Origin of the sequence: Pseudoflavonifractor sp. An184 (assembly GCF_002160305.1) — a bacterium.
In the GTDB taxonomy this organism is placed as follows: Bacteria; Bacillota; Clostridia; order Oscillospirales; family Oscillospiraceae; genus Lawsonibacter; species Lawsonibacter pullicola.
Genome location: NZ_NFKI01000038.1, coordinates 1 through 20,975, shown reverse-complemented (window position 1 = coordinate 20,975; position 20,975 = coordinate 1). Strand labels below are relative to the sequence as shown.

The 20,975-nt window shown below is 64.6% G+C and carries 18 protein-coding genes, 1 riboswitch and 1 other annotated feature; of the genes, 7 read left to right on the top strand and 11 right to left on the bottom strand.

The features are described 5' to 3' along the window. Positions 1-452 precede the first annotated feature (452 nt). The 5 genes from B5F19_RS12060 to B5F19_RS12040 are packed head-to-tail and all read right to left on the bottom strand — an operon-like array spanning position 453 to position 4,042. Positions 453-1,232 (bottom strand): sirohydrochlorin cobaltochelatase, encoded by a 780-nt coding sequence (locus tag B5F19_RS12060; RefSeq protein WP_087290795.1) that lies wholly within the window; start codon positions 1,230-1,232, stop codon positions 453-455. Then, positions 1,208-2,035: an ABC transporter ATP-binding protein gene (locus B5F19_RS12055; protein ID WP_087290793.1), complete on the bottom strand. Its 828-nt coding sequence runs from the start codon at positions 2,033-2,035 to the stop codon at positions 1,208-1,210. Before B5F19_RS12055 ends, B5F19_RS12060 begins: the two co-directional genes overlap by 25 nt. Continuing rightward, positions 2,035-2,964: a cobalt ECF transporter T component CbiQ gene (gene cbiQ, locus B5F19_RS12050; RefSeq protein WP_087290791.1), complete on the bottom strand. Its 930-nt coding sequence runs from the start codon at positions 2,962-2,964 to the stop codon at positions 2,035-2,037. The genes B5F19_RS12055 and cbiQ overlap by 1 nt, the downstream gene beginning before the upstream one ends. Continuing rightward, the gene (locus B5F19_RS12045) at positions 2,961-3,284 is read right to left on the bottom strand and encodes an energy-coupling factor ABC transporter substrate-binding protein (RefSeq protein WP_087290789.1); all 324 of its coding nucleotides are present in this window, start codon (positions 3,282-3,284) and stop codon (positions 2,961-2,963) included. Before B5F19_RS12045 ends, cbiQ begins: the two co-directional genes overlap by 4 nt. After that, positions 3,281-4,042 carry an energy-coupling factor ABC transporter permease gene (locus B5F19_RS12040; protein WP_087290809.1) on the bottom strand — a complete coding sequence of 254 codons (762 nt, stop codon included), beginning with the start codon at positions 4,040-4,042 and terminating at the stop codon, positions 3,281-3,283. The genes B5F19_RS12045 and B5F19_RS12040 overlap by 4 nt, the downstream gene beginning before the upstream one ends. A 176-nt stretch (positions 4,043-4,218) precedes the next feature. Continuing rightward, positions 4,219-4,424, bottom strand: a riboswitch (cobalamin riboswitch). Between the two features lie 374 nt (positions 4,425-4,798). On the opposite strand from B5F19_RS12040, the gene B5F19_RS12035 reads away from it, so the two are divergent. Continuing rightward, on the top strand, positions 4,799-5,218 hold the full coding sequence (locus B5F19_RS12035; RefSeq protein WP_191342599.1) for a transcriptional repressor: 420 nt from the start codon (positions 4,799-4,801) through the stop codon (positions 5,216-5,218). Further along, the gene (locus B5F19_RS12030) at positions 5,215-5,757 is read left to right on the top strand and encodes an NADH peroxidase (RefSeq protein WP_087290787.1); all 543 of its coding nucleotides are present in this window, start codon (positions 5,215-5,217) and stop codon (positions 5,755-5,757) included. The genes B5F19_RS12035 and B5F19_RS12030 overlap by 4 nt, the downstream gene beginning before the upstream one ends. A 225-nt stretch (positions 5,758-5,982) precedes the next feature. Here B5F19_RS12030 and B5F19_RS12025 read toward each other — a convergent pair whose 3' ends face one another. The 4 genes from B5F19_RS12025 to B5F19_RS12010 form a co-directional block, all read right to left on the bottom strand. Next, positions 5,983-6,795 carry a Cof-type HAD-IIB family hydrolase gene (locus B5F19_RS12025; RefSeq protein WP_087290786.1) on the bottom strand — a complete coding sequence of 271 codons (813 nt, stop codon included), beginning with the start codon at positions 6,793-6,795 and terminating at the stop codon, positions 5,983-5,985. 192 nt (positions 6,796-6,987) lie between these two features. After that, positions 6,988-9,399, bottom strand: coding sequence for a ferrous iron transport protein B (feoB, locus tag B5F19_RS12020; protein WP_087290784.1), 2,412 nt, complete (start codon positions 9,397-9,399; stop codon positions 6,988-6,990). 194 nt (positions 9,400-9,593) lie between these two features. Then, positions 9,594-12,359 carry an isoleucine--tRNA ligase gene (gene ileS / locus B5F19_RS12015; RefSeq protein WP_087290780.1) on the bottom strand — a complete coding sequence of 922 codons (2,766 nt, stop codon included), beginning with the start codon at positions 12,357-12,359 and terminating at the stop codon, positions 9,594-9,596. Between the two features lie 93 nt (positions 12,360-12,452). Next, positions 12,453-12,689, bottom strand: coding sequence for a PF20097 family protein (locus B5F19_RS12010; RefSeq protein WP_087290778.1), 237 nt, complete (start codon positions 12,687-12,689; stop codon positions 12,453-12,455). A 46-nt stretch (positions 12,690-12,735) separates the two neighbouring features. Next, positions 12,736-12,964: a binding site (T-box leader), on the bottom strand. Between the two features lie 539 nt (positions 12,965-13,503). Here B5F19_RS12010 and B5F19_RS12005 point away from each other — a divergent pair. The 5 genes from B5F19_RS12005 (at position 13,504) to B5F19_RS11990 (ending at position 17,815) form a co-directional block, all read left to right on the top strand. Beyond that, positions 13,504-14,676 carry a CAP domain-containing protein gene (locus B5F19_RS12005; protein ID WP_087290776.1) on the top strand — a complete coding sequence of 391 codons (1,173 nt, stop codon included), beginning with the start codon at positions 13,504-13,506 and terminating at the stop codon, positions 14,674-14,676. A gap of 71 nt (positions 14,677-14,747) precedes the next feature. After that, positions 14,748-16,196: a DUF6056 family protein gene (locus B5F19_RS17525; RefSeq protein WP_162612572.1), complete on the top strand. Its 1,449-nt coding sequence runs from the start codon at positions 14,748-14,750 to the stop codon at positions 16,194-16,196. A gap of 46 nt (positions 16,197-16,242) precedes the next feature. Next, positions 16,243-17,151: an MBL fold metallo-hydrolase gene (locus B5F19_RS12000; RefSeq protein WP_162612571.1), complete on the top strand. Its 909-nt coding sequence runs from the start codon at positions 16,243-16,245 to the stop codon at positions 17,149-17,151. A 151-nt stretch (positions 17,152-17,302) separates the two neighbouring features. Beyond that, complete coding sequence (locus B5F19_RS11995; protein ID WP_087290771.1) at positions 17,303-17,614, top strand: hypothetical protein; 312 nt, start codon at positions 17,303-17,305, stop codon at positions 17,612-17,614. A 6-nt stretch (positions 17,615-17,620) separates the two neighbouring features. Further along, a complete protein-coding gene (locus tag B5F19_RS11990; RefSeq protein ID WP_087290769.1) occupies positions 17,621-17,815 on the top strand; it encodes a helix-turn-helix transcriptional regulator in 195 nt (64 codons plus the stop codon). A gap of 59 nt (positions 17,816-17,874) precedes the next feature. Here B5F19_RS11990 and B5F19_RS11985 read toward each other — a convergent pair whose 3' ends face one another. Continuing rightward, on the bottom strand, positions 17,875-19,719 hold the full coding sequence (locus B5F19_RS11985; protein ID WP_087290768.1) for an FtsX-like permease family protein: 1,845 nt from the start codon (positions 19,717-19,719) through the stop codon (positions 17,875-17,877). Beyond that, entirely contained in the window at positions 19,709-20,476 is a 768-nt protein-coding gene (locus B5F19_RS11980; RefSeq protein WP_087290766.1) for an ABC transporter ATP-binding protein, read from the bottom strand. The genes B5F19_RS11985 and B5F19_RS11980 overlap by 11 nt, the downstream gene beginning before the upstream one ends. Between the last annotated feature and the right edge of the window lie 499 nt (positions 20,477-20,975).

The following is a 20,975-nucleotide window of genomic DNA, read 5'->3' as shown; positions in this document are numbered from 1 at the left end:
TGGTTCGGAAAAGGCAGGTGCAGAATTGGAACCGCACCGATTATAATTTTTGCTCACCCAGGGCCCAGTGGCCCGAATTGAATGGCGGAACGCCACTCAGATTTTGCGCACCGGAAATTTTCTGCCCGGCCCAAGGGGTAACCCCCGTAAATGGGGGTCTGGGGGCCGACTCCCCCTGTCAGGGGGAGATGGCCCGAAGGGCCAGAGGGGGTAGGGAAAGCCGGCATGGCGAACGCAGTTCGCCCCTGCGGCGTCCCCCAGCGTCTTTTGGTTCCTTTTCCACGCGGAAAAGGAACTCGCCCCGCAGGGCGAAACCCTACAAAACAAGGCGGCGGGGGCGAGCCACCGCCCTACGGGGTTCTTCTAATGATGTCTGTTCCCTGAGCTGCCCCTTATCCGCCCCAGGGGAAAGGCTTTAAAGGGAGGCGGCGAAATCCCACCTGAGAGAATCCTTACTCCTCCAGCAGCTGCTCCAGCCGCCGCACATACAGCCCCTGGACCTGGGGCAGCCGCCCCAGCCCCTCCAGAACGGGGTGGACGGTCAGGCCCGCCGCCTCCAGGCGGCTCTTCCAGCTCTCCGGGCCGGGGCCGGCGATGTCCTCCCGCACATGGGCGCCGGCGGTGAGCAGGAGGGGGGCCAGAATGACCCGCTCCGCCCCCTGGCGCTCCAGCACCGGCGGCAGCTCATCCAGTCCGGGCCAGCCCTCGATGGCGCCCACCAGGATATCCCCCCGGCCCGCCAGGCTGAGAACCCCCTGGAGGGCGGGGTAGACCAGATTGCCCGGGTGGGCGGTGCCGTGGCCCACCAGCACCACCGTCTGCCCCAGGAGCTTTCTCCAGCGCTCCATAAGCACCCCGGCCAGGGCCCGGACCATGTCCGTGTCCCCCATCAGGGGCGGGGCCAGCCGCAGGTCCCGGAACCGGGGGCGAAAGCTCTCGACGGTGGCCGCGATGGCGTCGTACTCATAGCCGGGCAGCAGGTGGGTGGGCAGGAGATAGAGCTGCTCCACTCCGGCGGACAGCTGCTCCTCCAGGGCCTCCTCCAGGCTGGGGACGGCAATCCCCCGATTGGCCAGAATCCTCCGGATGGTGGGGCTGGTGTAGGCCCGGGCGAAGGGCAGCTCCGGCACGCGGCGGCGGAGGGCCTCCTCCACGCCGCCGATCTCCTCCCGCCGGGCCTCCTCGGCGGCGGTGCCGAAGCTGACGGTCAGCAGGGCGCGTTTCTCTTCCATCTCTGTTCCAACTCCTCTCTTGACCGGGGGAGGGGTGAGAGCCCCAGCTCTTTCCCGATCCAGTATATCATAGGCGGGGAAAAATTCCACCCCGGGAGATGGCCGCACCGGTCAAAAATTTCCTCCGGCGTGCCTGCGGCGGCCAGCCGTCCCCCGGCCAGCACCGCCGCCCGGTCGGCCCACCGCCACACGAAGTCCACGTCGTGGGTGGACAGGAGGACGGCGATCCCCCGGGCGCGGAGGCGGTCCAGCTGCTGTTCCAGCTGCCGCCGGCCCTCCGGGTCCAGGCCGGCCGCCGGCTCGTCCAGAAGCAGGACCCGGGGCTCCATGGCCAGCACCCCGGCCAGGGCGGTCCGCTTTTTCTCGCCGCCTGACAGCTGGTGGGGAGAGCGCCGCCGGTAGTTCTCCAGGCCGCAGGCGGCTAGGGCCCGGTCCACCCGGGCGCTCACCTCCCGGGGCGGGAGCCCCAGATTCCTGGGCCCAAAGGCCGCCTCTCCCTCCACCGTGGGGGCCAGCAGCTGGTCGTCCGGGTTTTGGAAGACCAGCCCCACCGAGGAGCGAAGCCGGTCCAGTTCCCGGCGCTTTTTCAGCTCCACCCGCCGCCCTTCCAGCCAGATCTCCCCGGCGGACAGGGGGAGGAGCCCCAGAGCGGCCAGAAACAAGGTGGACTTGCCCGCCCCGTTGGGGCCCACCAGAGCCAGCCGCTCCCCCGGCTCCAGGGCCAGGGACACATCGCGGAGGGCGGGGGGCTCCTCCGGGCCGTAGCCGCAGGTGATGTGTCTCAATTCCAAAACAGGGGCCATCAGGGCCAACCTCCTCTCCAGGACAGAATCCAGGCCAGGGCCATTCCAGCCGTCAGCATCCCCGTCCCCAGGGCCTGCCGGACGGTGAACTCTGGGGGCGAGGTCCCCTCCAGGGACACGTCCCCCCGCCAGCACCGGGCCTCCATGGCCGCCAGAGACCGCCGGGCCTGGCCCAGAGACCGGACCAGCAGTATCGAAGCCGCCGCTCCGGAGGTGCGCACGCCGGCGGAGAAATTGCGCCAGCCCAGGCGGCACCGGGCGGCCTGGGACATGGACTCCAGCAGCCCCCACAGGAGAAACAGGTACCGGTAGGTGAGAAACATGAGCTCCACCAGCGTCTTGGGGAGCTTCCAGCGCTGAAGCAGCTCCAGCAGCTGGGCCATGGGGGTGGTGAGGGCCAGGGCGTACATCCAGGAGACGCCCCCGAAGGCCCGCAGGGTGACCAGGGCGGCCCGGCGCTGTCCCGCCTCCGTCACCGAGAGAAACCCGCCGGGTACCGGGAGGGCCAGCACGTCCCCGGGGACCGGGCCCAGGTCGGCTGCCAGGGCCAGGGCCCCCAGCAGCAAAAACGTCCCCGGCAGGGCCAGCAGGCGCAGGTACCGCCGGAGGGGCACGCCCCCCGGTCCCAGCAGCGCCCCCAGGGCGGTCCCCCACAGCAGCAGGACGAGAACCAGGGACCGGGCGGTGACGCAGGCCAGCAGGCCTGCCAGGCAGAGAAGCACCTTGGCCCCGGGGCTCATCTCCGACAGGGGGGAGCGGCGGGCGGTCTGCTCCACCAGCTCCAGGGCGTGGGTGTGGCCCGCCTTCCGGCTCCCCCAGGCCAGCAGAAGGCCCAGGAGTCCGCTCCCCGCCAGCAGGGGGAGGGGCGGCAGGCGGCCCCAGCCCACAAGAGTCAGGACCGCCCCCGTCAAAACTGCCCGCAGAATCACGGTGTTTCCTCCCGGAGGTGCTCCGCGGAGGCGCCGCCCTGGTATTTCTTCCGGGCGGACAGCCAGCCGAAGCCGAAGCCCAGAACTCCCGCTCCAAGGGCGGCCTGAAGGCAGAACAGCAGGCTTTCGGTTTCACCGCCGGGGGGCTCCAGAATGGGCTGGGCGATGGGCTCATAGTCCGGGTCCAGCTCCTGGACGATCTCCTCCGCCGCCCCGTCGGCCCCGGCAAAGTCCGTGTCCCGCAGAAGGGCAAGGGGAATGACCGCGATGAGGGCGGCGGCGATCAACAGGGCGAAAAACAGCTTCCAGGTCCGGTTCATTGCGCCGCCCTCCCTTCGTTCCAGCTCTTCAGTAAGCGCAGCTCGGGCTGGGCGCACTGCTCAAGGGCCAGCACTGCCGCTGCTGTGACCAGCCCCTCAATGACGGCCAGGGGAATCTGGGTGAGGGCGAACACCCCCAGAAATTCCACCGCCGCTCCCGCCACGCCGCCGGTGGGGCTGGGATGGGCCAGGGCCAGTTGGAGGCTGGTGACGCAGTAGGTGAACAGATCCCCCAGGGCGGCGGCGAGGAAAACGGAGACGCGCCGGTTCACCCGGAGCGCTCCGCAGGCCCGCCACACCCCCCAGCTCACCAGCGGCCCGGCGATGGCCATGCTGAAGGTGTTGGCCCCCAGCGTAGTCAGTCCCCCATGGGCCAGCAGCAGGGCTTGAAACAGCAGGACAATCAGACCCAGCACTGCCATGGGAGCGGGGCCGAACAGAATGGCCCCCAAGCCGGTGCCGGTGGGGTGGCTGGAGGAGGCGCTGACGCTGGGGATCTTCAGGGCGCTTAGGACGAAGGCGAAGGCCCCAGCCATGGCCAGAAGCACCAGGGCGCTCTTCTGCCTCTGGGCCAGGCGGCGGATTTTGATAAGGCCCCAGACCACAAAGGGGAGGCAGATCGCGCCCCAGGAGATGCAGGTCGCTGCGGGTAAATAACCCTCCGCAATGTGCATAGCGCCGGCGCTCTGGGGTACACCAAAGGCCAGGGCCAGCACAAGGACCAGGGTCAGCAGACCCTGTTCTTGCTTGGTTTTCATCATAAAATTCCTCCTTCTGCCGCCCGCCTGCTCAGGCCCGCGCCAGAGCAAAAAAGCCGCCCCAGTAATTCACTGGAGCGGCGCAGGACAACAAAGCCGGTCCCGTTTCCCAGGCGGCGTGTCAATTCCGTTCTCCCGTTTGGTCCGTCCGGGAGACGGGTCCTGTCCCATCCAGAGACAGCTCTGATCCCCAGGGCAGGTCTTCCGGCTTGGGTTCCCCGTCCCACGTCCGCCTTCCCGCGTGTACCCGCAGTGGCATGCTGGACGCGGAACTCCCCCTTACGGCGGCGGTCCCGCGCGGGCTTCTCACCCGCTTCCCTATTCTCCCGGCCGGCCAATCCCTCTGAGGGAGGCCCCGGGCACCCTTGGGCGCTTTGTCCTCCCCATTGTAGCGAAACGAGGAGGACTTGTCAATCATCAGGGGCGGAGCCCCGGAGAAGGACTGCAGATTCATGGTTTGAGACTTTTAAGGAGCGGGGAAGAGCCGTCGCAGCCGCCCCAGCTTCAAGACCTTTTGAGACGGCTAAACAAAGAACCGCATGTGGAGAGAGGAGAACGATGGGAGAGTGTCCCCTATTCCGATCCCGAAAAACTGCTGTTTCGTGCACGTGGACCGCTCTGTTGGCTGAGGAGGTCCGGATTTTACATTTTGATGTATCCGGCAAAAAATTATTGAAATTACCTCTTTACAAACTGAATGGAGTGTGGTACTATCTTTCTGCAAACAAGAATTACTATTGATTAGGGGGACGGACAGTGGAGCGCGCAACTCGATACAGCAAGAAGCGGGAAGCCATTTTGGACGTCATCCGCGGGACAGATGCGCACCCCTCCGCTGAGTGGATCTACCAAGCCTTGAAGCCGGCCCACCCGGATCTGAGTCTGGGAACGGTGTACCGGAACCTGCTTTTTTTCCAGCGGCAGGGGACCATTCAAAGCGTAGGCGTCGTCCATGGACAGGAGCGGTTTGACGCCGTTACCACCCCGCACAGTCACTTTGTTTGCAACACCTGCGGCGCGGTCATCGATCTCCACGGGATTTCGATGGATGCCAATTTGAACCGCGCGGTCAGGGAGCAATATGGGTTCGAGGTGGACCGCCACGAACTCACCTTTTACGGCAAATGCCAAGCTTGCATGCAAGCAGAAAAAAATGAGGAGGACGTATTGGCATGAAGAAGTTTGTTTGTTCCGTCTGTGGTTACGTACATGAGGGCGAGACCGCGCCCGATTTCTGCCCCATCTGCAAGGCCCCCAAGGAGAAGTTCGTGGAGCAGGCCGGCGAGAAGAGCTGGGCCGCTGAGCACGTGGTAGGCGTGGCCCAGGGCGCTCCCGAGGAGATTCTCCAGGGCCTGCGTGAGAACTTCCAGGGCGAGTGCTCTGAGGTGGGTATGTACCTGGCCATGGCCCGTGTGGCCCACCGCGAGGGCTACCCCGAGATCGGCCTGTACTGGGAGAAGGCCGCCTATGAGGAGGCCGAGCATGCCGCCAAGTTCGCCGAGCTGCTGGGCGAGGTGATTACCGACTCCACCAAGAAGAACCTGGAGATGCGTGTGGACGCTGAGAACGGCGCCACCGCCGGCAAGTTCGAGCTGGCCAAGAAGGCCAAGGAGCTGAACCTGGACGCCATCCATGACACCGTCCATGAGATGGCCCGCGACGAGGCCCGTCACGGCAAGGCTTTCGAGGGCCTGCTGAAGCGTTACTTCGGCTAATTGAAACCGCATAAACAAGCACTTTTTGAGAGGGAATGGGGAGACCTGTTCCCTCTCTTTTTGCGCCCATGGTGTCCCAAGGGTGTCCCGCCGCTGTCTGCCTGTGTTCTGAATCAAGAAGAAGTGTCCCGTGTAAAAGGTGGTCCTAAAACAGTATGATAATGAATATGAACAGAGGATGGCGCTGGTGGTGTACTGCTCTCTTTCTTGATCAATGTTTCAACATTACGCGTTCTGCGCTAAACACCACCGGATGGCCTCGGCCACGCCGTCGTGGCCGTTGTCCGCCGCCACATACCGGGCGGCCGCCTTCACCTGGGAATTGGCGTTGCCCATGGCGATGGGGGTTCCCACCACCTCCAGCATGGACAGGTCGTTGGGGCTGTCCCCCACGGCGGCGCACCGCTCCAGGGGCACCCCCCGCAGGAGGGACATGAGGGCCAGGGTGCGGCCCTTGCCCACCTTGGCGGGGACCAGCTCAAAGTCCCGGTCGCTGGAGGCGGTGAGGGACACCCCCTCCAGGGCGGTGAGCTCTTTAAGGGGGTAGCTGGCCGGGTCCCCGTCCCCGTGGAGCTTGGTCAGGGGGAGGTCGTGCTCCTCCAGATAGGCAATGGGGTCCTCCGTCACCACGGCGTTGTCGTGAAAACAGGGGAAGGGGTAGTGCTTCATCAGCAGCTTTTTGGAGTAGGGGTCCAGCACGATGGCTTCACCCGCGAAGATCATCAGGACGATCTCCCGGTTCAGGCACAGCTCCAGAGCCCGGCGGCCGGTCTCCCGGGGGAGGTCCCACCGGCGGAGGTGGGCCCCGGTGCGGGCGTCGCACATGACCGCGCCCCCCAGGGCGGCGGCCAGCACGCCGCAGCCGGCCTCCTGGGCGAAATAGGCGGCCTCGGGGGCGGCCCGGCCGGTGGCCAAAAACACCTCCACCCCGGAGGCCCGGGCCTGGGCGATGGCGTCCTTGGACGCCTGGGTGACCCGGCCCGACGGGTCCAGCAGGGTCCCGTCCAGGTCCAGGGCGATCAGGTCGATTTTGTTCATAAAAACACCCCAAATGAAAATTAAGAATGAAGCAAAAGAAGATGGCCGGTCCCGGAGAAAACGGACCGGGTTCTCAGCCGCAGCCGAAAAAAGGCCGTCCCCATTATAGCGGAAGGCGGGAAAAAGAACAAGGAGCGCCTGGGACGAAAGGGTCCCGGCGCTCCTTGGGGCGTTTATGAGGTTTTCACAAAGTCACACAAATCCCAGGGCCAGTCCCACTGTGTGCACCAGCAGGGAGACCACATAGGCCACGCCGATCTGCCAGCACACGGAGAAGGCGGTCCACTTGGCGCTGCCCAGCTCCTTGGCCATGGTGGAGGTGGCCGCCACGCAGGGGACATACAGCAGGATGAACACCAGCATGGAGAAAGCGGACAGGGGGGTGAACCCGGTCATGGCCGCCGCTACCGCCGTACCGGCGGCGGTGAGAGAGAAGCCGTAGAACATGGACAGGGAGGACACCACCATTTCCTTGGCGATGAAGCCGGTGAGCAGGGCCACCGCCGCCTGCCAGAAGCCGAAGCCCAGAGGGGCAAAGACGGGGGCAATGAGGGCGCCCAGGGTGCCCAGCATGGAGTTCGCCGCGTCGTCCACCATGTGCAGGGAGAAGTCAAAGGACTGAAGCAGCCACAGCACGATGGACATGGCCAGGATCAGGGTGCCCGCCTTCACCAGGAAGCCCTTCACCTTCTGCCACACGTGGGTGGCGATGTTCTCCATGGAGGGGAAGCGGTAGGGGGGCAGCTCCAGCACAAAGGGGGCGGGCTCCCCGGAAAAGAGGGTGTGCTTGAAGAGAATGCCCGAGAGGATGCCCACCGCCATGCCGATGACGTACAGCCCGAACACCACCAGCCCGGCCCAGGGGCCGAAGAAGGCGGCGGACAGCAGGCCGTACACCGGCAGCTTGGCGGAGCAGGACATGAAGGGGATGAGGAGGATGGTCATGCGCCGGTCCTTCTCATTCTCCATGGTGCGGGCCCCCATGATGGCGGGCACCGAGCAGCCGAAGCCCATGAGCATGGGGATAAAGGCTTTCCCGGAGAGGCCGAAGCGCCTTAAAAGCCGGTCCATGATGAAGGCCGCCCGGGACATGTAGCCCGAGTCCTCCAGGAAGGACAGGAAGAAGAACAGCAGGGCGATCTGGGGCAGGAAGGACAGCACGCCGCCCACGCCGGAGATGATGCCGTCACAGGCCAGGCTGATGAGTACGTCGGGGGCGCCTGCCGCGGACAGGGCGCCCTCCAGCCAGCCGGAGAACAGGTCGATGAGGGCGCTCACCCCGTCCTGGAGCCAGGAGCCGAAGGGGCCGAAGGTGATGACGAACATCACCAGCATGGCGCACAGGAACAGGGGGAGGGCGGTGTACTTGCCGGTGACAATCCGGTCGATCTTCTCGGTGAGGGTGGGGCCCTCCGAACCCTTGCCCTTCACCACCGAGGCGCGGACCACCCGCTCAATATAGCGGTAGCGGCTGTCGGCCACCAGGGTCTCCCGGTCCCCCAGGGCGCTGGAGGCCTCGTACTCGGCGATGATGGCGTCCAGCTTGTTCTGCACGCCGGCGGGGAGGTTCAGAGCTTTGGCCACAATGCCGTCCCCCTCCAGCAGCTTGATGGAGGCCCAGTGGGCGGGCAGGTTGGCGGCGTAGGCGTAGTCGTGGATGAGCTCGCCCATGCGGTGGTGGATGTCGTGGGTGAAGTCGTCGTACAGATCGTCGGGCTCATAGGTGACCCCCAGGTGCATCTGCCGGTGGGCCACCTGGAGAAGCTCGTCCAGACCCTCGCCGGTCTTGGCGGTGATGGGGACCACCGGGACCCCCAGCTCCTTGGACAGGCGCTCCACGTCGATCTGGTCCCCCCGGGCCTTCACCTCATCCATGAAGTTCAGGGCCAGCACCAGGGGCCGCTCCAGCTCCAGCAGCTGGACGGTTAAGTACAGGTTGCGCTCCAGGTTGGTGGCGTCCACAATGTCGATGACCGCGTCGGGGCCCTCCCCGATGATAAAGTCCCGGGCCACGATCTCCTCCATGGAGTAGGGGGAAAGGGAGTAGATGCCCGGCAGGTCCACCACCGTGATGGCCCGGTCCCCCAGGTGGGCGGTGCCCTCCTTCTTCTCCACGGTGACGCCGGGCCAGTTGCCCACGTACTGGTTGGAGCCGGTGAGGGCGTTGAACAGGGTGGTCTTGCCGCAGTTGGGGTTGCCCGCCAGGGCCACCTTCATGGTGCGGGTGTCGTGGGCGTTGTGGTCATAGGGCTTCTCGTGGTGCTCCAGCTCGTGGACGTGGTCCCGGAGCTGGCGGCGGTCCCGCTCCGGGTCCGGGGCGCCGGGCTTGGAGGCCGCCTGCGGCTTGGCCTGGACCGGGCCGATCTGGATCTGGCCCGCGTCCTCCTTCCGCAGAGACAGCTCATAGCCCCGCAGGGACACCTCCAGAGGGTCCCCCAGGGGGGCGATTTTGGTGACCTTCACCACCGTCCCCGGGGTCAGACCCATGTCCACCAGCCGCCGCTTCACCGCGCCCGACTGGTTGCCCACGGATACAATCATGCCGCTCTCCCCGGGAGAGAGCTCCTGGAGAGTGCGGGGTTGGGATTCTTTGGTGTGATTCATAGCAAACGATGCTCCGATCCGAATGTGTCAAGTGCTCCATTCCGCTCCATTTTACCGGAAAGGCGATAGGTTTGCAAGTGGCAACCTGACGGACTCCAAAGGGCGCAGAGGGGTTTTTTCGGAGTTTTTTCGCCAGAAAAAACCGGCGTCCTCCTGAGGGGGAGGACGCCGGAAAATTTTGGAGGACAGAGAGCTTACAGCTGGATGGTGCGGATGACCTTGGCGCAGCGGGGGCACAGGGTGGGGTGCTCGGTGTCGGAGCCCACCTTGATGTGGTGCTTCCAGCAGCGCTCGCACTTTTCGCCGGCGGCCTCGGCCACGGAGACGGACAGCTCGCCGCCCACGGTCACCTGGACCTGGGAGACGATGAACAGGTCGGCCAGCTTCTCCTGGTCCATCTCGGCCAGGAAGGCGTCCTCCGCCGGGACGGTGAGGGCCACCTTGGCCTCCAGGCTCTTGCCGATCTTCTTCTCGTTCCGGGCGGCCTCCAGGGCGGCGTTGATGGCGTCCCGGACGGAGACGATCTTGTCCCACTTGGCCATGTCCGCTTCGGACAGGGCGTAGGCGGCAAAGGGCTGGTTCATCTCGTTGAGGACCACGTTGCGGGTGTCCTCGCCCTCCTGGTGGGGCATGGCCAGCCAGATTTCGTCGCAGGTGAAGGCCAGGATGGGAGCGAACAGCTTGGTGATGGTGTCCAGGATGAGCCACAGAGCGGTCTGAGCGCTGCGGCGCTCCAGGCTGTCTTTCCCCTCGCAGTACAGCCGGTCCTTGATGATGTCCAGGTAGAAGGAGCTGAGCTCCACCACGCAGAAGTCGTTGATGGCGTGGCTTACCACATGGAACTCGTAGTTGTCATAGGCGGCGAAGCACTTCTCGGTGAGCTCGTTGAGCTTGGTCACCGCCCAGCGGTCCAGCTCCAGCATCTCCTGGGGAGCCACCAGGTGGTTGGGGTCGAAGCCGTCCAGGTTGCCCAGGCAGTACCGGGCGGTGTTGCGGAACTTCAGGTAGTTCTGGGAGAGCTGCTTGAAGATGTTGTCGGAGCAGCGCACATCCACGTGGTAGTCGGCGGAGCCGGCCCACAGGCGGATCATGTCGGCGCCGTACTTCTTGAAGATGTCGGCGGGGTCCACGCCGTTGCCCAGGGACTTGTGCATGGCCTTGCCCTCGCCGTCCACGGTCCAGCCGTGGGTGATGCACTCCTTGAAGGGCGCGCCCTTGCCCAGAGCGCCCACGGCGGTGAGCAGGGAGGACTGGAACCAGCCGCGGTACTGGTCCAGGCCCTCCATATAGACGGTGGCGGGCCAGAAGCCCTGGTCCTTCTGCATGGAGGCGAAGTGGGTGGAGCCGGAGTCGAACCAGCCGTCCAGGGTGTCCTCCTCCTTGGTGAAGCCGCTCTTGGACGAGCAGTGGGGGCAGGCGAAGTCCTTGGGGAGAATGTCCGCCGCGTCCATCTCATACCAGGCGTTGGAGCCCTTCTCGGCGAAGAGCTTGCTCACCGCCTGGATGGTCTCGTCGGTGCAGACGGGCTTGCCGCAATCGGCGCAGTAGAACACGGGGATGGGCAGGCCCCAGCGGCGCTGGCGGCTGATGCACCAGTCGGCCCGCTCCCGGATCATGGACTTCATCCGGTCGATGCCCCAGCCGGGCACCCAGCGCACGTCGTCGCAGGCGGCGCAGGCCTCGTCCTTGAAGGAGTCCACCGAGCAGAACCACTGGGGGGTGGCCCGGAAGATGATGGGCTTCTTGCAGCGCCAGCAGTGGGGGTAGGAGTGGACGATGTCCTCGCTGGCAAAGAGCATGCCGCTCTCCTTCATGTCCTGGAGGATGACGGGGTTGGACTCGTCGGTCTTCATGCCGGCGTACTTGCCGGCGTAGTCGGTGTGGCGGCCCTGGTCGTCCACGGGGACCACCAGCTCCACCTTGTAGCGCTTGCAGGTCTCGTAGTCGTCGGCGCCGAAGCCGGGGGCGGTGTGGACGCAGCCGGTACCGGAGTCCATGGTGACGTACTCGGCGCAGCACAGCAGGGAGTCCTTGTCCAGGAAGGGGTGGCGGGCCTTCATATACTCAAAGTCGGAGCCCGTGAAGCGAGCGGCGATCTCGTAGTGCTCGACGCCGCCGGCCTTCATCACCTTCTCGGTGAGCGCCTCGGCCAGGATATACTGCTCCCCGTTGTCCGCCTTCACCAGCACGTAGCGCTCCCGGGGATGGACGGCGATGGCCATGTTGCCGGGCAGGGTCCAGATGGTGGTGGTCCAGATGAGGAAGTAGGTCTTGGACAGGTCGCCATACTGAGCCAGCTTGCCCAGGTCGTCCTTCACCGGGAACTTCACATACACGGTGGTACAGGGGTCGTCCTGGTACTCGATCTCGGCCTCGGCCAGGGCGGTCTCGTCGTGGGGGCACCAGTACACGGGTTTCAAACCCTTGTAGATATAGCCCTTCTTGTACATGGCCCCAAAGACCTTGACCTCCTCGGCCTCAAAGCCCGGGTCCATGGTCTTGTAGGGGTGCTCCCAGTCGCCCAGCACGCCCATGCGCTTGAAGCCGTCCATCTGGATGTCGATATACTTCTGGGCGTAGTCGTGGCAGGCGGAGCGGAACTCGGCCACGGACATGTTCTTGCGGTTGAGCTTCTGCTCCTTGATGATGGCGCTCTCGATGGGCATGCCGTGGTTGTCCCAGCCGGGGATATAGGGGGTGTAGTAGCCCCGCATGGCGTAGGACCGGGTGATGAAGTCCTTGATGGACTTGTTCAGGGCGTGGCCCATGTGCAGCCCGCCGTTGGAGAAGGGAGGGCCGTCGTGGAGGGAGAACAGGGGCTTGCCCTCGTTCTTCCTGAGCAGCTCGTTGTACAGGTCCAGATCGTTCCAGTGCTGGAGCATGTCGGGCTCCCGCTTGGGCAGGCCGGCCCGCATGGGGAAGTCGGTCTTGGGCAGGTTGATGGTCTTGTTGTAGTCCATGGGTCGTGTTCCTCCATTTATGAAATCAATTTGTTGTTTGTATCCATTCGCAGGGGCGGGCTGTGCGCGTCCGCGGGCGGCCGCAGGCCGCCCCTACGGCAGCTGATAGGGAAAACAGACAATCCCGCAGGCGCGGCAGAGCATGGCGTCGGGATAGTCGTGAAACGGGAAGGAAAAATTCCCGGAAGAGGTATCGCCCAGCGGCCGCAGCATGACTTTGTCCTTTGGAGTACGAAAGACGGGGAGATTTTTCTGCTGTGTCCAATAGGGGTACTTGTCCGCGTACATGGTGCCGGACTCCATGGGCTTTCCGCATTTGGGACAGTTCATGTGGACGAGTTCCCTCCTTGTGAAAACAAAAACGCCTTTGTCCCATCAAAGAGACAAAGGCGCAAACCTCTGCGGTACCACTCTTCTTGCCGGAAAGACAGCGTAATCCGGCCACTCAGGTATGCCCGGTAACGGGGGCGGGCCGGAGGGGCCTACTGCTGGTTCAGCCCTCTGCTCCAAGGGGATCTTCCCCGCGTCCTCCCGTCCGCCTTGCACCAAACGGCGGCTCTCTGTGCGTCTTGGAGGCGGGTACTCGGCCTTTTCTGCGCATTCTTGCGATATACTCTCCTATCTTATCCGCTTCCCTGCGGCTTGTCAAGAATTTTATTGCCAATTTTGTGCGCCTGGAACATACTGGCCCTGGCGGAGGGACCGGGCGGGCCAGTGCGCCGCCCCTGCGCTTTTACAAGGACGCATTTGAACAATGGACGGGCGGGTGAGGACGCCCGCCCCTACGAAAATACGGGAAGTTGTCCGGTGAACGCCGCAGGGGGCCGGTCCCAGACCGGCCTGCCCAGTTCTTTTAACCATAAGCCACATGAAAATAGCTGGGAGAGCGGTTTTGAGTTTTATGCTAATAAACGGCACCTGAAGCCAAGCTGCTTCAGGTGCCGGCGATTCTTATGTAGAATGGATGGTGCTATACTTGAAACACACCATATATAACCATTTTTGCAAGTGCATAAGAATGAATTTTCATTTGTTTTCAATATAAGTGGAAACAAATGTGCAGGCCTTCGCCCTGTACTTTTTTAGAAAGCTGTGGTACAATCCAAACAGAACAGCCGCCTGACGCGGCGTAAGGAGGATATTTATGAGACGCATATCTGCCTGCGCGCTGTCCCTGACTCTGTCTGCCTCCATGATTCTGCCCGCCGGAGCGGTGGGGAACACCTTCTCCGACGTACCCCAGGACCACTGGGCCAACCCATATGTGGAGGCCATGACCCAGAAGGGTGTGGTGACCGGCGTGGGGAACGGCCGTTTCAATCCGGACGGGAATCTGTCCACCGCGGAGTTTGCCGTGATGCTCACCCAGGCCTTCTGCCCGGAGGCGGTGGCCGACCCGGAGGAGGGGGGCGCCTGGTGGGAACCCTATCTGGACGCCGCCTGGTCGGCGGGCTATCTGATAGACACCACTGCCGGTTTCAGCTATATTGATGGGATCTGGGATGTGGCGTATACTGATGGGACCTGGAACGAGGATGTTGTAACAGAGCCCATGACCCGGTACGACATGGCCCAAGCCATGTATAACACCGTGGTAGCGGAGGGGATGGCCCTGCCCACCGACGAGCAGCGGGAGGCGGCCCAGGCGGCCATCGGAGACTTTGCGTCCATCCCCGAGGACTATGAGAGCGCCGTGGTGGCCATGTACGCCCTGGGCTACCTGTCCGGCGTCAACGCCAGCGGGGACTTCGGCGGCGAGGGCGCCATGACCCGGGCCCAGTCCTGCGTGGTGATGAGCAAGCTGTTGGGGGTGGACGTGGAGACCGCGCCCGAGACGCCGGATGAGGGCACGGCTGGAGGAACTGCGGGCTCAACTCCTTCTGAGGAGGAGACCCCCGCGGAGGACGCCGGAAGCGAGCCCGCGGACACGGTGGCCGCCTATGAGCAGGAGGTATTCGACCTGGTGAACCAGATCCGGGAGGAGAACGGCCTGGAGCCCTTTGTGTACAACGAGACCCTGGCCGGGACCGCCCGGGCCCACAGCCAGGACATGATCGACCGGAATTTCTTCAGCCATACCAACCCCGACGGGGAGGACCCCTTTGACCGGATGCGGGACAACGGCCTGAGTTTCTCCATGGCTGCGGAGAACATCGCCGCCGGCCAGCGCACCCCGGAGGAAGTGGTGAACAGCTGGATGAACTCCGAGGGTCACCGGGCCAACATCCTGGGCGGCTGTGAGGAGCTGGGCGTGGGCCTGGCCCTGGGCGGCAGCTACGGCTACTACTGGACCCAGTGCTTTTCCACTGTGCGCTGAACATAAAAACGATACGGGACGGCCCCCTCCCGGCTGCGGGAGGGGAGCCGCTTTTTTAGGGGGAAGGACCCATGAGATCCAGCCATACGCTCCGGGGCGGAGGGCTCCCGGCGGCGCTGGCCCTGATTGGACTGGCGCTGCTGGGGCTGCTGTTCGTCCCGGAGTGCGACGACTGCTATTTTGTATACTGGAGCTTCGACTCTTTGAGGGATTGGCTGCTCACCCGGCCCTCCACGGCGGGGGTGGAGATCGTGGGCGTGCCGGAGAACGGCCGGTACCTGGGGAACCTGCTGGGGGTGCTCCAGGGCAAGCTGTACTTCATCCCCGTTGTGGGTCCCATCCTCCGGGGAGTGCTGATGGGCGGGGCCCTGTGGGCCCTGGTGTACCTGCTGGCCCGGAGGACCCAGCGGGGGCCGGTGGGCCGGGGAGAGGCGTTCTCCATGGCTCTGGCCCTGGTGCTTCTGGCCCCAAGGGGGATCTGGCAGGAGGCCCTCTCCTGGGGGGCGGGGCTGGTGAATTACCTGCTGCCCATGGTGATCCTCCTGGTGCTGCTGGAGCTCTTTGCCCGGCGCAGGCCGCCATCCGCCCTGCTGGCGGGGGCGCTGGCCTTCTGCGGCTGTCTCTTTATGGAGACTGCCACCATCCTCCTGGCGGCGGGCGGGTGCCTGTGCGCCCTGCTGTTCCGGCACACGGACCGGCGGCGGGCGGCCCTGGGGCTGTGGCTGGGGAGCTGGCTGGGGGCCCTGGTCATGTTCACCGCCTCCGGCTATCGCAGCGGTACCAACGCCGACCGGCGGATGGACGTGTCCCTGGCCCTGGAGCACCTGCGGCAGATCGTGACCGAGGCGGTGGTGTTCCCCGCGGCGGCCGCCCTGCTCATCAGCGTGCTGCTGGTGTGGCTGGCGGGGAAGGGGGGAGGCCGGTGGAGGGCTCTCGCCCTGGCTCTGGTCCCCCTCCACCTGCTCCAGCTGTGGCGGGCGGCGGAGAACTGGCTGGGGGAGCCCCGGTATGACGAGCTCTCCCTGGGGGTGGGGCTGGCCCTGGCGGCGGTGTGGTGCCTCCTGCTGGCCCAGACCCGGGGGACCGCCCCCGTCTGGGGGGCGGTGCTGGCCCTGGGGCTGCTGTGCGGGCCGCTGCTCTTTGTCACCCCCATCGGCCCCCGGAATTTCCTGCCCCCCTACGTGTTGCTCTCCCTCATCGCCCTGCTGCTCTACCGGGAGGCCAGGGAGCAGGGGCTGCCCGGTCTCACCCGGCTGGCGGCGCCTCTGTCCGCCCTGGCCCTGGCAGGGCTTGTGTGGGTGTACGGCTGCAACTGCCTGGTCTATCACCAGCGGCTCTCCTACGCCCGGGAGCAGGCTGCGGCGGGGGCGGAGCACATCACCCTCCCCCTGCTCCCCTATGACCGGTGGGCCATCAACGAGACGGTGGGGAAGGGGGACATCTCCTACCTGGTCTACCGGGAGGTCCCCTGGGACGTGGCCTTCACCTTCGTCCCCTGGGCGGAATATACGGCCCCCTGACCGGGGGAAGGCAGAAACACCAACCGAGCAAAGGAGCGCAGATTTCATGGACATCAGACCAATCAAGGGAAATACCTGGGTGCTGGAGGGGATGGAGTGGATTCCCTTCTATAAGCTGGACGAGAGGCGCTGCATCCTGCTGGACACCGGCCTGCTGGGGGAGCGGGAGGAGCTGGAGCAGGCCCTCCTGGACCACGGCCTGACCCCGGCGGGCATCCTGTGCTCCCACGCCCACGTGGACCACGGGGGGAGCAACCGGTATTTTCAGGAGAAGTACCAGATCCCGGTGGCCCTCACCGCCAAGGAGGCGGGGATGTGCGCCGGGCTGCTGAACCTGAAGTGCTACTTTCTCATGCTGCCCCCCGGCATGGTGGAGCGGGAGGCAGCCCATCTGGTCCACACCCCGGACGTGATCGTCCCGGACCGGGACGGCCCCCTGTCCTTCTGCGGGGCGGAGTTCCAGATCCTCCAGACCCCCGGCCACTCGGCGGGCCACATCGCCATCCAGACCCCGGACCGGGTGTGCTATGTGGGGGACGCCCTTCTGTCCCGGGAACAGCTCTGGGCCAAGCTGCCCTACTGCCTGTCCCACCAGGCCGGCATCGAGAGCCGGGAGAAGCTGCGGGATGTGGATGCGGACTTCTTTGTCATGGCCCACCGGGGGATGTGCCGCCGGGAGGAACTCTCTGCCCTCATCGACGACAACCAGGCCCTGGCCCAGCGGCGGGCGGGGGAGGTGCTGTCCCAGATCACCGGGCCCATGACCATCAGCGAGATCACCCGGGCGGTGTGCGGCTATTTCAAGCTGCTCACCAAGAAGCCCTCCCGCGCCCTCCGGTTTGAGCGGAACATCCGCTTCTTTGTGGAGTACCTGGTGGACCGGGGGGACCTGATCCTGGAGACCGACCAGGGGGTGGCCGTCTACCGCCCGGCGGACCGGCGGGAGGCCCCTTAAACCAATACACTGCGGCCCCATGTCCCAGGAGCGGGACGTGGGGCCGCTTTTCTTTTTTGTAAAAAGTATTTGACATTTAGCAGTCCCTGTGTTATAACATAGATGTCAAAAGAATTTGACATTTCTGATTTGATTGGAAGGAGGCAGAGCGATGGATTCCCAGGGCAGTTCGGTGTTTGTGTACTTATTTCTGGCTCTTTTGGTGCTGGCGGTGGTCCTGATCGTCTGGATGTTCGTCTCGCTGGTCCGGTCCGAACTGGAGGACGAGCGGCGGAAGCTGATTGTGGGCAAGGCGTGCACCTGGACCCTCATCGCCACGGTGGGGGCGAACCTGATCGAGGTCATCGAGGTGGCGGCGCAGCAGCCCAACGGGGAGCCGGTGGCGCCCTTTATCCGGCTGGTGGTGGCGGCCCTGATGTACGCCATCTTCCTGGGCTGGTTCAAGCACAAGTACGGAGGGTGAGGAGCTGTGGAAAATCAGATCCGGGCGCTGCGGAAGGAGCGGGGCATCTCCCAGGAGGACCTGGCCAGGCGGTGCGGGGTGTCCCGGCAGACCATCAACGCCATTGAAAACAACAAGTACGACCCCACCCTCTCCCTGGCCTTCCGCCTGGCCCGGGAGCTGGGAGTGACGGTGGACGGGCTGTTCACCCCGGGGGAGTAAGAGAGGACACGGCTGACGACCGTGTCCTCTCTTTTTGGATAGTTCATCCGAGAAGAAAATCAGCGGTCCAGGGCCAGCCTCCGGCATGCCAGAGAGGTGGCCAGGAAGTAGCCGCCGTACACCAGCAGCAGCACCAGGGCGGTGACCAGGGCGCTCTGCACCGAGTCCACCTTGGCCGCCTGGGCGATCAGGTCGTTGGCCGCCTTCATGCCCACCACCGTGTGGACCAGAGCCAGCCCCAGGGGCAGGAGAAAGGCCAGGGCCACCTGCTCCACAGCGGAGCGGGAGACCAGCTTCTCCTCCGCCCCCAGGCGGCGGAGGATGGCGTGCCGGCCGGCGTTGTCCGCCGCCTGGCTCAGCTGCTGGAGGGCCAGCACCGCCGCGGCGGCCAGCAGGAAGGTGAGGCCCAGGTAGAGCCCCAGGAACAGGGCCAGGATCTTGTTGCCCATGGTCTCCTGGTAGAGGTTCAGGCGGGTCTCCACCCGCAGCCAGCCGTGCTCCATCTGATAGGCGGCGAGGGCGTCCTGCACCCGGTTCTCTGTATCCTCCTCGTTCCCGGCGTAGTCGGCGGACCAGACCTGACGGCGGACCTCCAGCTTTTGGGCCATCTCGTCGGGGACCACCACGCAGCTCAGCCCCAGATTTCCGGTGGTGAGCTGCTCCTCCACTCCGGTGAGGTAACCGGGCACCGGCCCCCGGTAGGCGGGCTGGCCGCTGCGGGAGAGCAGGGCCTGGCAGTCGGACAGGCGGATGGCGGCGCTGGCGTCCTCGATCCCGGTGACCGCCGGGTCGTTGTAGTAAAAAATGGTGTCCTGCTGCCAGGCCAGGTCGGATTCCTCCACGCCGTGGGCGGCCAGCAGGGCGGGAAAATCAATCGTCCCCTGGGAGTCGGCGTTCTGGTTCTGCACGGTGATGTCAAAGGGGGCCTGATGGCCGGTCATGGACTCGATGGTGTTGTTCAGTCCGATGGAGCTGGCGGTGATGCCCATGGCCAGCAGCAGAAGAATGCAGATCACCGTCTGGGCCAGATAGGTGGAGTGGACCTTGCTGATCCACTGGCGCAGGGTGAACACATTCAGGTTTTTAAAGTAGAGCTTGGGGCGGCTCTGGACCATGCGGAGGACAAAGCCGGACAGGGATTTAAACACCAGCAAAGTCCCCAGGGTGCCCAGGCCCAGCATGGGGATGCACAGCATGGGGAGAATGATCGCGTAGGCCATGCCGGAGATCAGCAGAATGGCGTAGGCGATGAGCAGGCAGACCACCCCCGCGGCAAACTGGACCACCGACACCCACAGGGGACGCAGGCGCAGCTCCTCGTTTCTCCGGCCGCTCTGCATCAGGTCCAGCAGCTTGGCCCGGGAGACCTGGAGGCCGCTGAACACCATCACCAGCAGGAAGATAAGGCCGAAGTACACCGCCGTCCGCATCACAGCCCGGGGGGAGAAGGCCAGGCCGAAGGCGTCCACCCGCAGGGAGAACATGGACAGGGTGAGGGCGGACAGCCCCTGGGAGGCCAGCAGGCCCAGCCCCAGGCCCAGGACCAGGGAGGCCAGGCCGATGAGCCCGGTCTCCAGAAACAGCAGCCGGGACACCTGCCCCTGGCTGAGGCCCAGAAGCAGGTAGGTGCCCAGCTCCCGCTTCCGCCGCCGGAGCAGAAAGCTGTTGGCATACAGGATCAGGCAGGCCAGTACCACCGCCACAAAGACGGAGAAGATGTCGATGCAGGACTGGATGACCTGGGCCATAGGGTTCTGGCTCTGAGCCAGGTAGATCATGGCCCCCTGGCCGTCCAGGGAGTTGAAGGTGTAGAACAGACATACCCCGAAGGTGAGGGTGAGCAGGTACACCCCGTAGTCCCGGAAGGACCGGCGCACGTTGCGGAAAGCCAGCTTAGAGAACATCTTCCATCTCTCCTCCCAACTGGGTAATCACCCGGATGATCTGGGCAAAGAAGGCACGGCGGTCCAGCTCCCCCCGGGAGAGCTCCTGAAAAATCTGCCCGTCCCGGAGGAAGACCACCCGCTGGCAGCAGCTGGCGGTAAAGGCGTCGTGGGTGACCATGAGGATGGTGGTCCCCCGCTCCCGGTTCAGCACCTCCAGCCGCTCCAGCAGCATGCGGGCGGACTTGGAGTCCAGGGCCCCGGTGGGCTCGTCGGCCAGCACCAGGGCGGGGTGGGTGACGATGGCCCGGGCGGCGGCGCACCGCTGCTGCTGTCCGCCGGACATCTGGTAGGGGTACTTGTCCAGGCAGTCGCCGATGCCCAGCAGCTGGGCGGTCTCCTCCACCCGGGGGCGGATCTCCCCCGCCGGAGTGCCCACGATGGACAGGGACAGAGCGATGTTTTCAAAGGCGGTGAGGGTGTCCAGCAGGTTGCAGTCCTGGAAGATGAAGCCCAATCGCTCCCGGCGGAACCGGGTGAGCTCCTTCCCCTTCAGACGGGTCAGCTCCCGCCCCTCCACCAGGATGGAGCCCGAGGTGGGCTTGTCGATGGTGGATACGCAGTTCAAGAGGGTGGTCTTGCCCGAGCCGGAGGCCCCCATGATGCCCACGTACTCCCCAGCCTCCAGGGACAAGTCCACCCCGTCCAGAGCCCGGGTGGCCGCCCCCCGCTTTCCATATATCTTGGTCAGACCCGTCACTTGCAGCAAGCTTGCCATATGCTTTCTCTCCTTTCGCCGGGCGTCCGCCCGGCCGTCACAGTTGGAACTGTATGAAAGAGTACCATACAGTTCTAAAAATTTTCCCATGGAAACTCTTACGAATTTCTTAAGGTTCCATGAAGAAAGTCTTTTCTGGGGAGAATTGCGGCAGAGAATCGCTGTGCTGATCTTGATATTTTAGATGAAGGGATGGAGCCGCCCTTCGGGCGGCGTAAGCCAAAACCAAAGGACAGTTAAAATCGATGTTTAAAATCCGGGTTATAAAGCGGACACGTGGGAGGAAACCACCAAACCGGCCATCTGGCCGGCGGCGCTAATGCGCCGTACGAGCGTTTTGCCGGAGGCAAAACCTCGGCGGAGGGATGGCTCTGCCACCCCGAGCATTTCAATCACCGAAGGGCGGAGCGGGCCCTCGGCCCGCGAAGCCCAAAAAGAAAGACACGCTATAAGCGTGTCTTTCTTTTTGGCAAAGCACTACAATCCAGATATTTCAAAT

What these genes read in the sequence shown, in the direction of transcription:
- B5F19_RS12060 (WP_087290795.1), bottom strand. Translation starts at nt 1,232, where the DNA reads ATGGAAGAGAAACGCGCCCTGCTGACCGTCAGCTTCGGCACCGCCGCC.
- B5F19_RS12055 (WP_087290793.1), bottom strand. Translation starts at nt 2,035, where the DNA reads ATGGCCCCTGTTTTGGAATTGAGACACATCACCTGCGGCTACGGCCCG.
- B5F19_RS12045 (WP_087290789.1), bottom strand. Translation starts at nt 3,284, where the DNA reads ATGAACCGGACCTGGAAGCTGTTTTTCGCCCTGTTGATCGCCGCCGCC.
- B5F19_RS12040 (WP_087290809.1), bottom strand. Translation starts at nt 4,042, where the DNA reads ATGAAAACCAAGCAAGAACAGGGTCTGCTGACCCTGGTCCTTGTGCTG.
- B5F19_RS12030 (WP_087290787.1), top strand. Translation starts at nt 5,215, where the DNA reads ATGAAGAAGTTTGTTTGTTCCGTCTGTGGTTACGTACATGAGGGCGAG.
- B5F19_RS12025 (WP_087290786.1), bottom strand. Translation starts at nt 6,795, where the DNA reads ATGAACAAAATCGACCTGATCGCCCTGGACCTGGACGGGACCCTGCTG.
- feoB (WP_087290784.1), bottom strand. Translation starts at nt 9,399, where the DNA reads ATGAATCACACCAAAGAATCCCAACCCCGCACTCTCCAGGAGCTCTCT.
- ileS (WP_087290780.1), bottom strand. Translation starts at nt 12,359, where the DNA reads ATGGACTACAACAAGACCATCAACCTGCCCAAGACCGACTTCCCCATG.
- B5F19_RS12010 (WP_087290778.1), bottom strand. Translation starts at nt 12,689, where the DNA reads ATGAACTGTCCCAAATGCGGAAAGCCCATGGAGTCCGGCACCATGTAC.
- B5F19_RS12005 (WP_087290776.1), top strand. Translation starts at nt 13,504, where the DNA reads ATGAGACGCATATCTGCCTGCGCGCTGTCCCTGACTCTGTCTGCCTCC.
- B5F19_RS17525 (WP_162612572.1), top strand. Translation starts at nt 14,748, where the DNA reads ATGAGATCCAGCCATACGCTCCGGGGCGGAGGGCTCCCGGCGGCGCTG.
- B5F19_RS12000 (WP_162612571.1), top strand. Translation starts at nt 16,243, where the DNA reads ATGGACATCAGACCAATCAAGGGAAATACCTGGGTGCTGGAGGGGATG.
- B5F19_RS11995 (WP_087290771.1), top strand. Translation starts at nt 17,303, where the DNA reads ATGGATTCCCAGGGCAGTTCGGTGTTTGTGTACTTATTTCTGGCTCTT.
- B5F19_RS11985 (WP_087290768.1), bottom strand. Translation starts at nt 19,719, where the DNA reads ATGTTCTCTAAGCTGGCTTTCCGCAACGTGCGCCGGTCCTTCCGGGAC.
- B5F19_RS11980 (WP_087290766.1), bottom strand. Translation starts at nt 20,476, where the DNA reads ATGGCAAGCTTGCTGCAAGTGACGGGTCTGACCAAGATATATGGAAAG.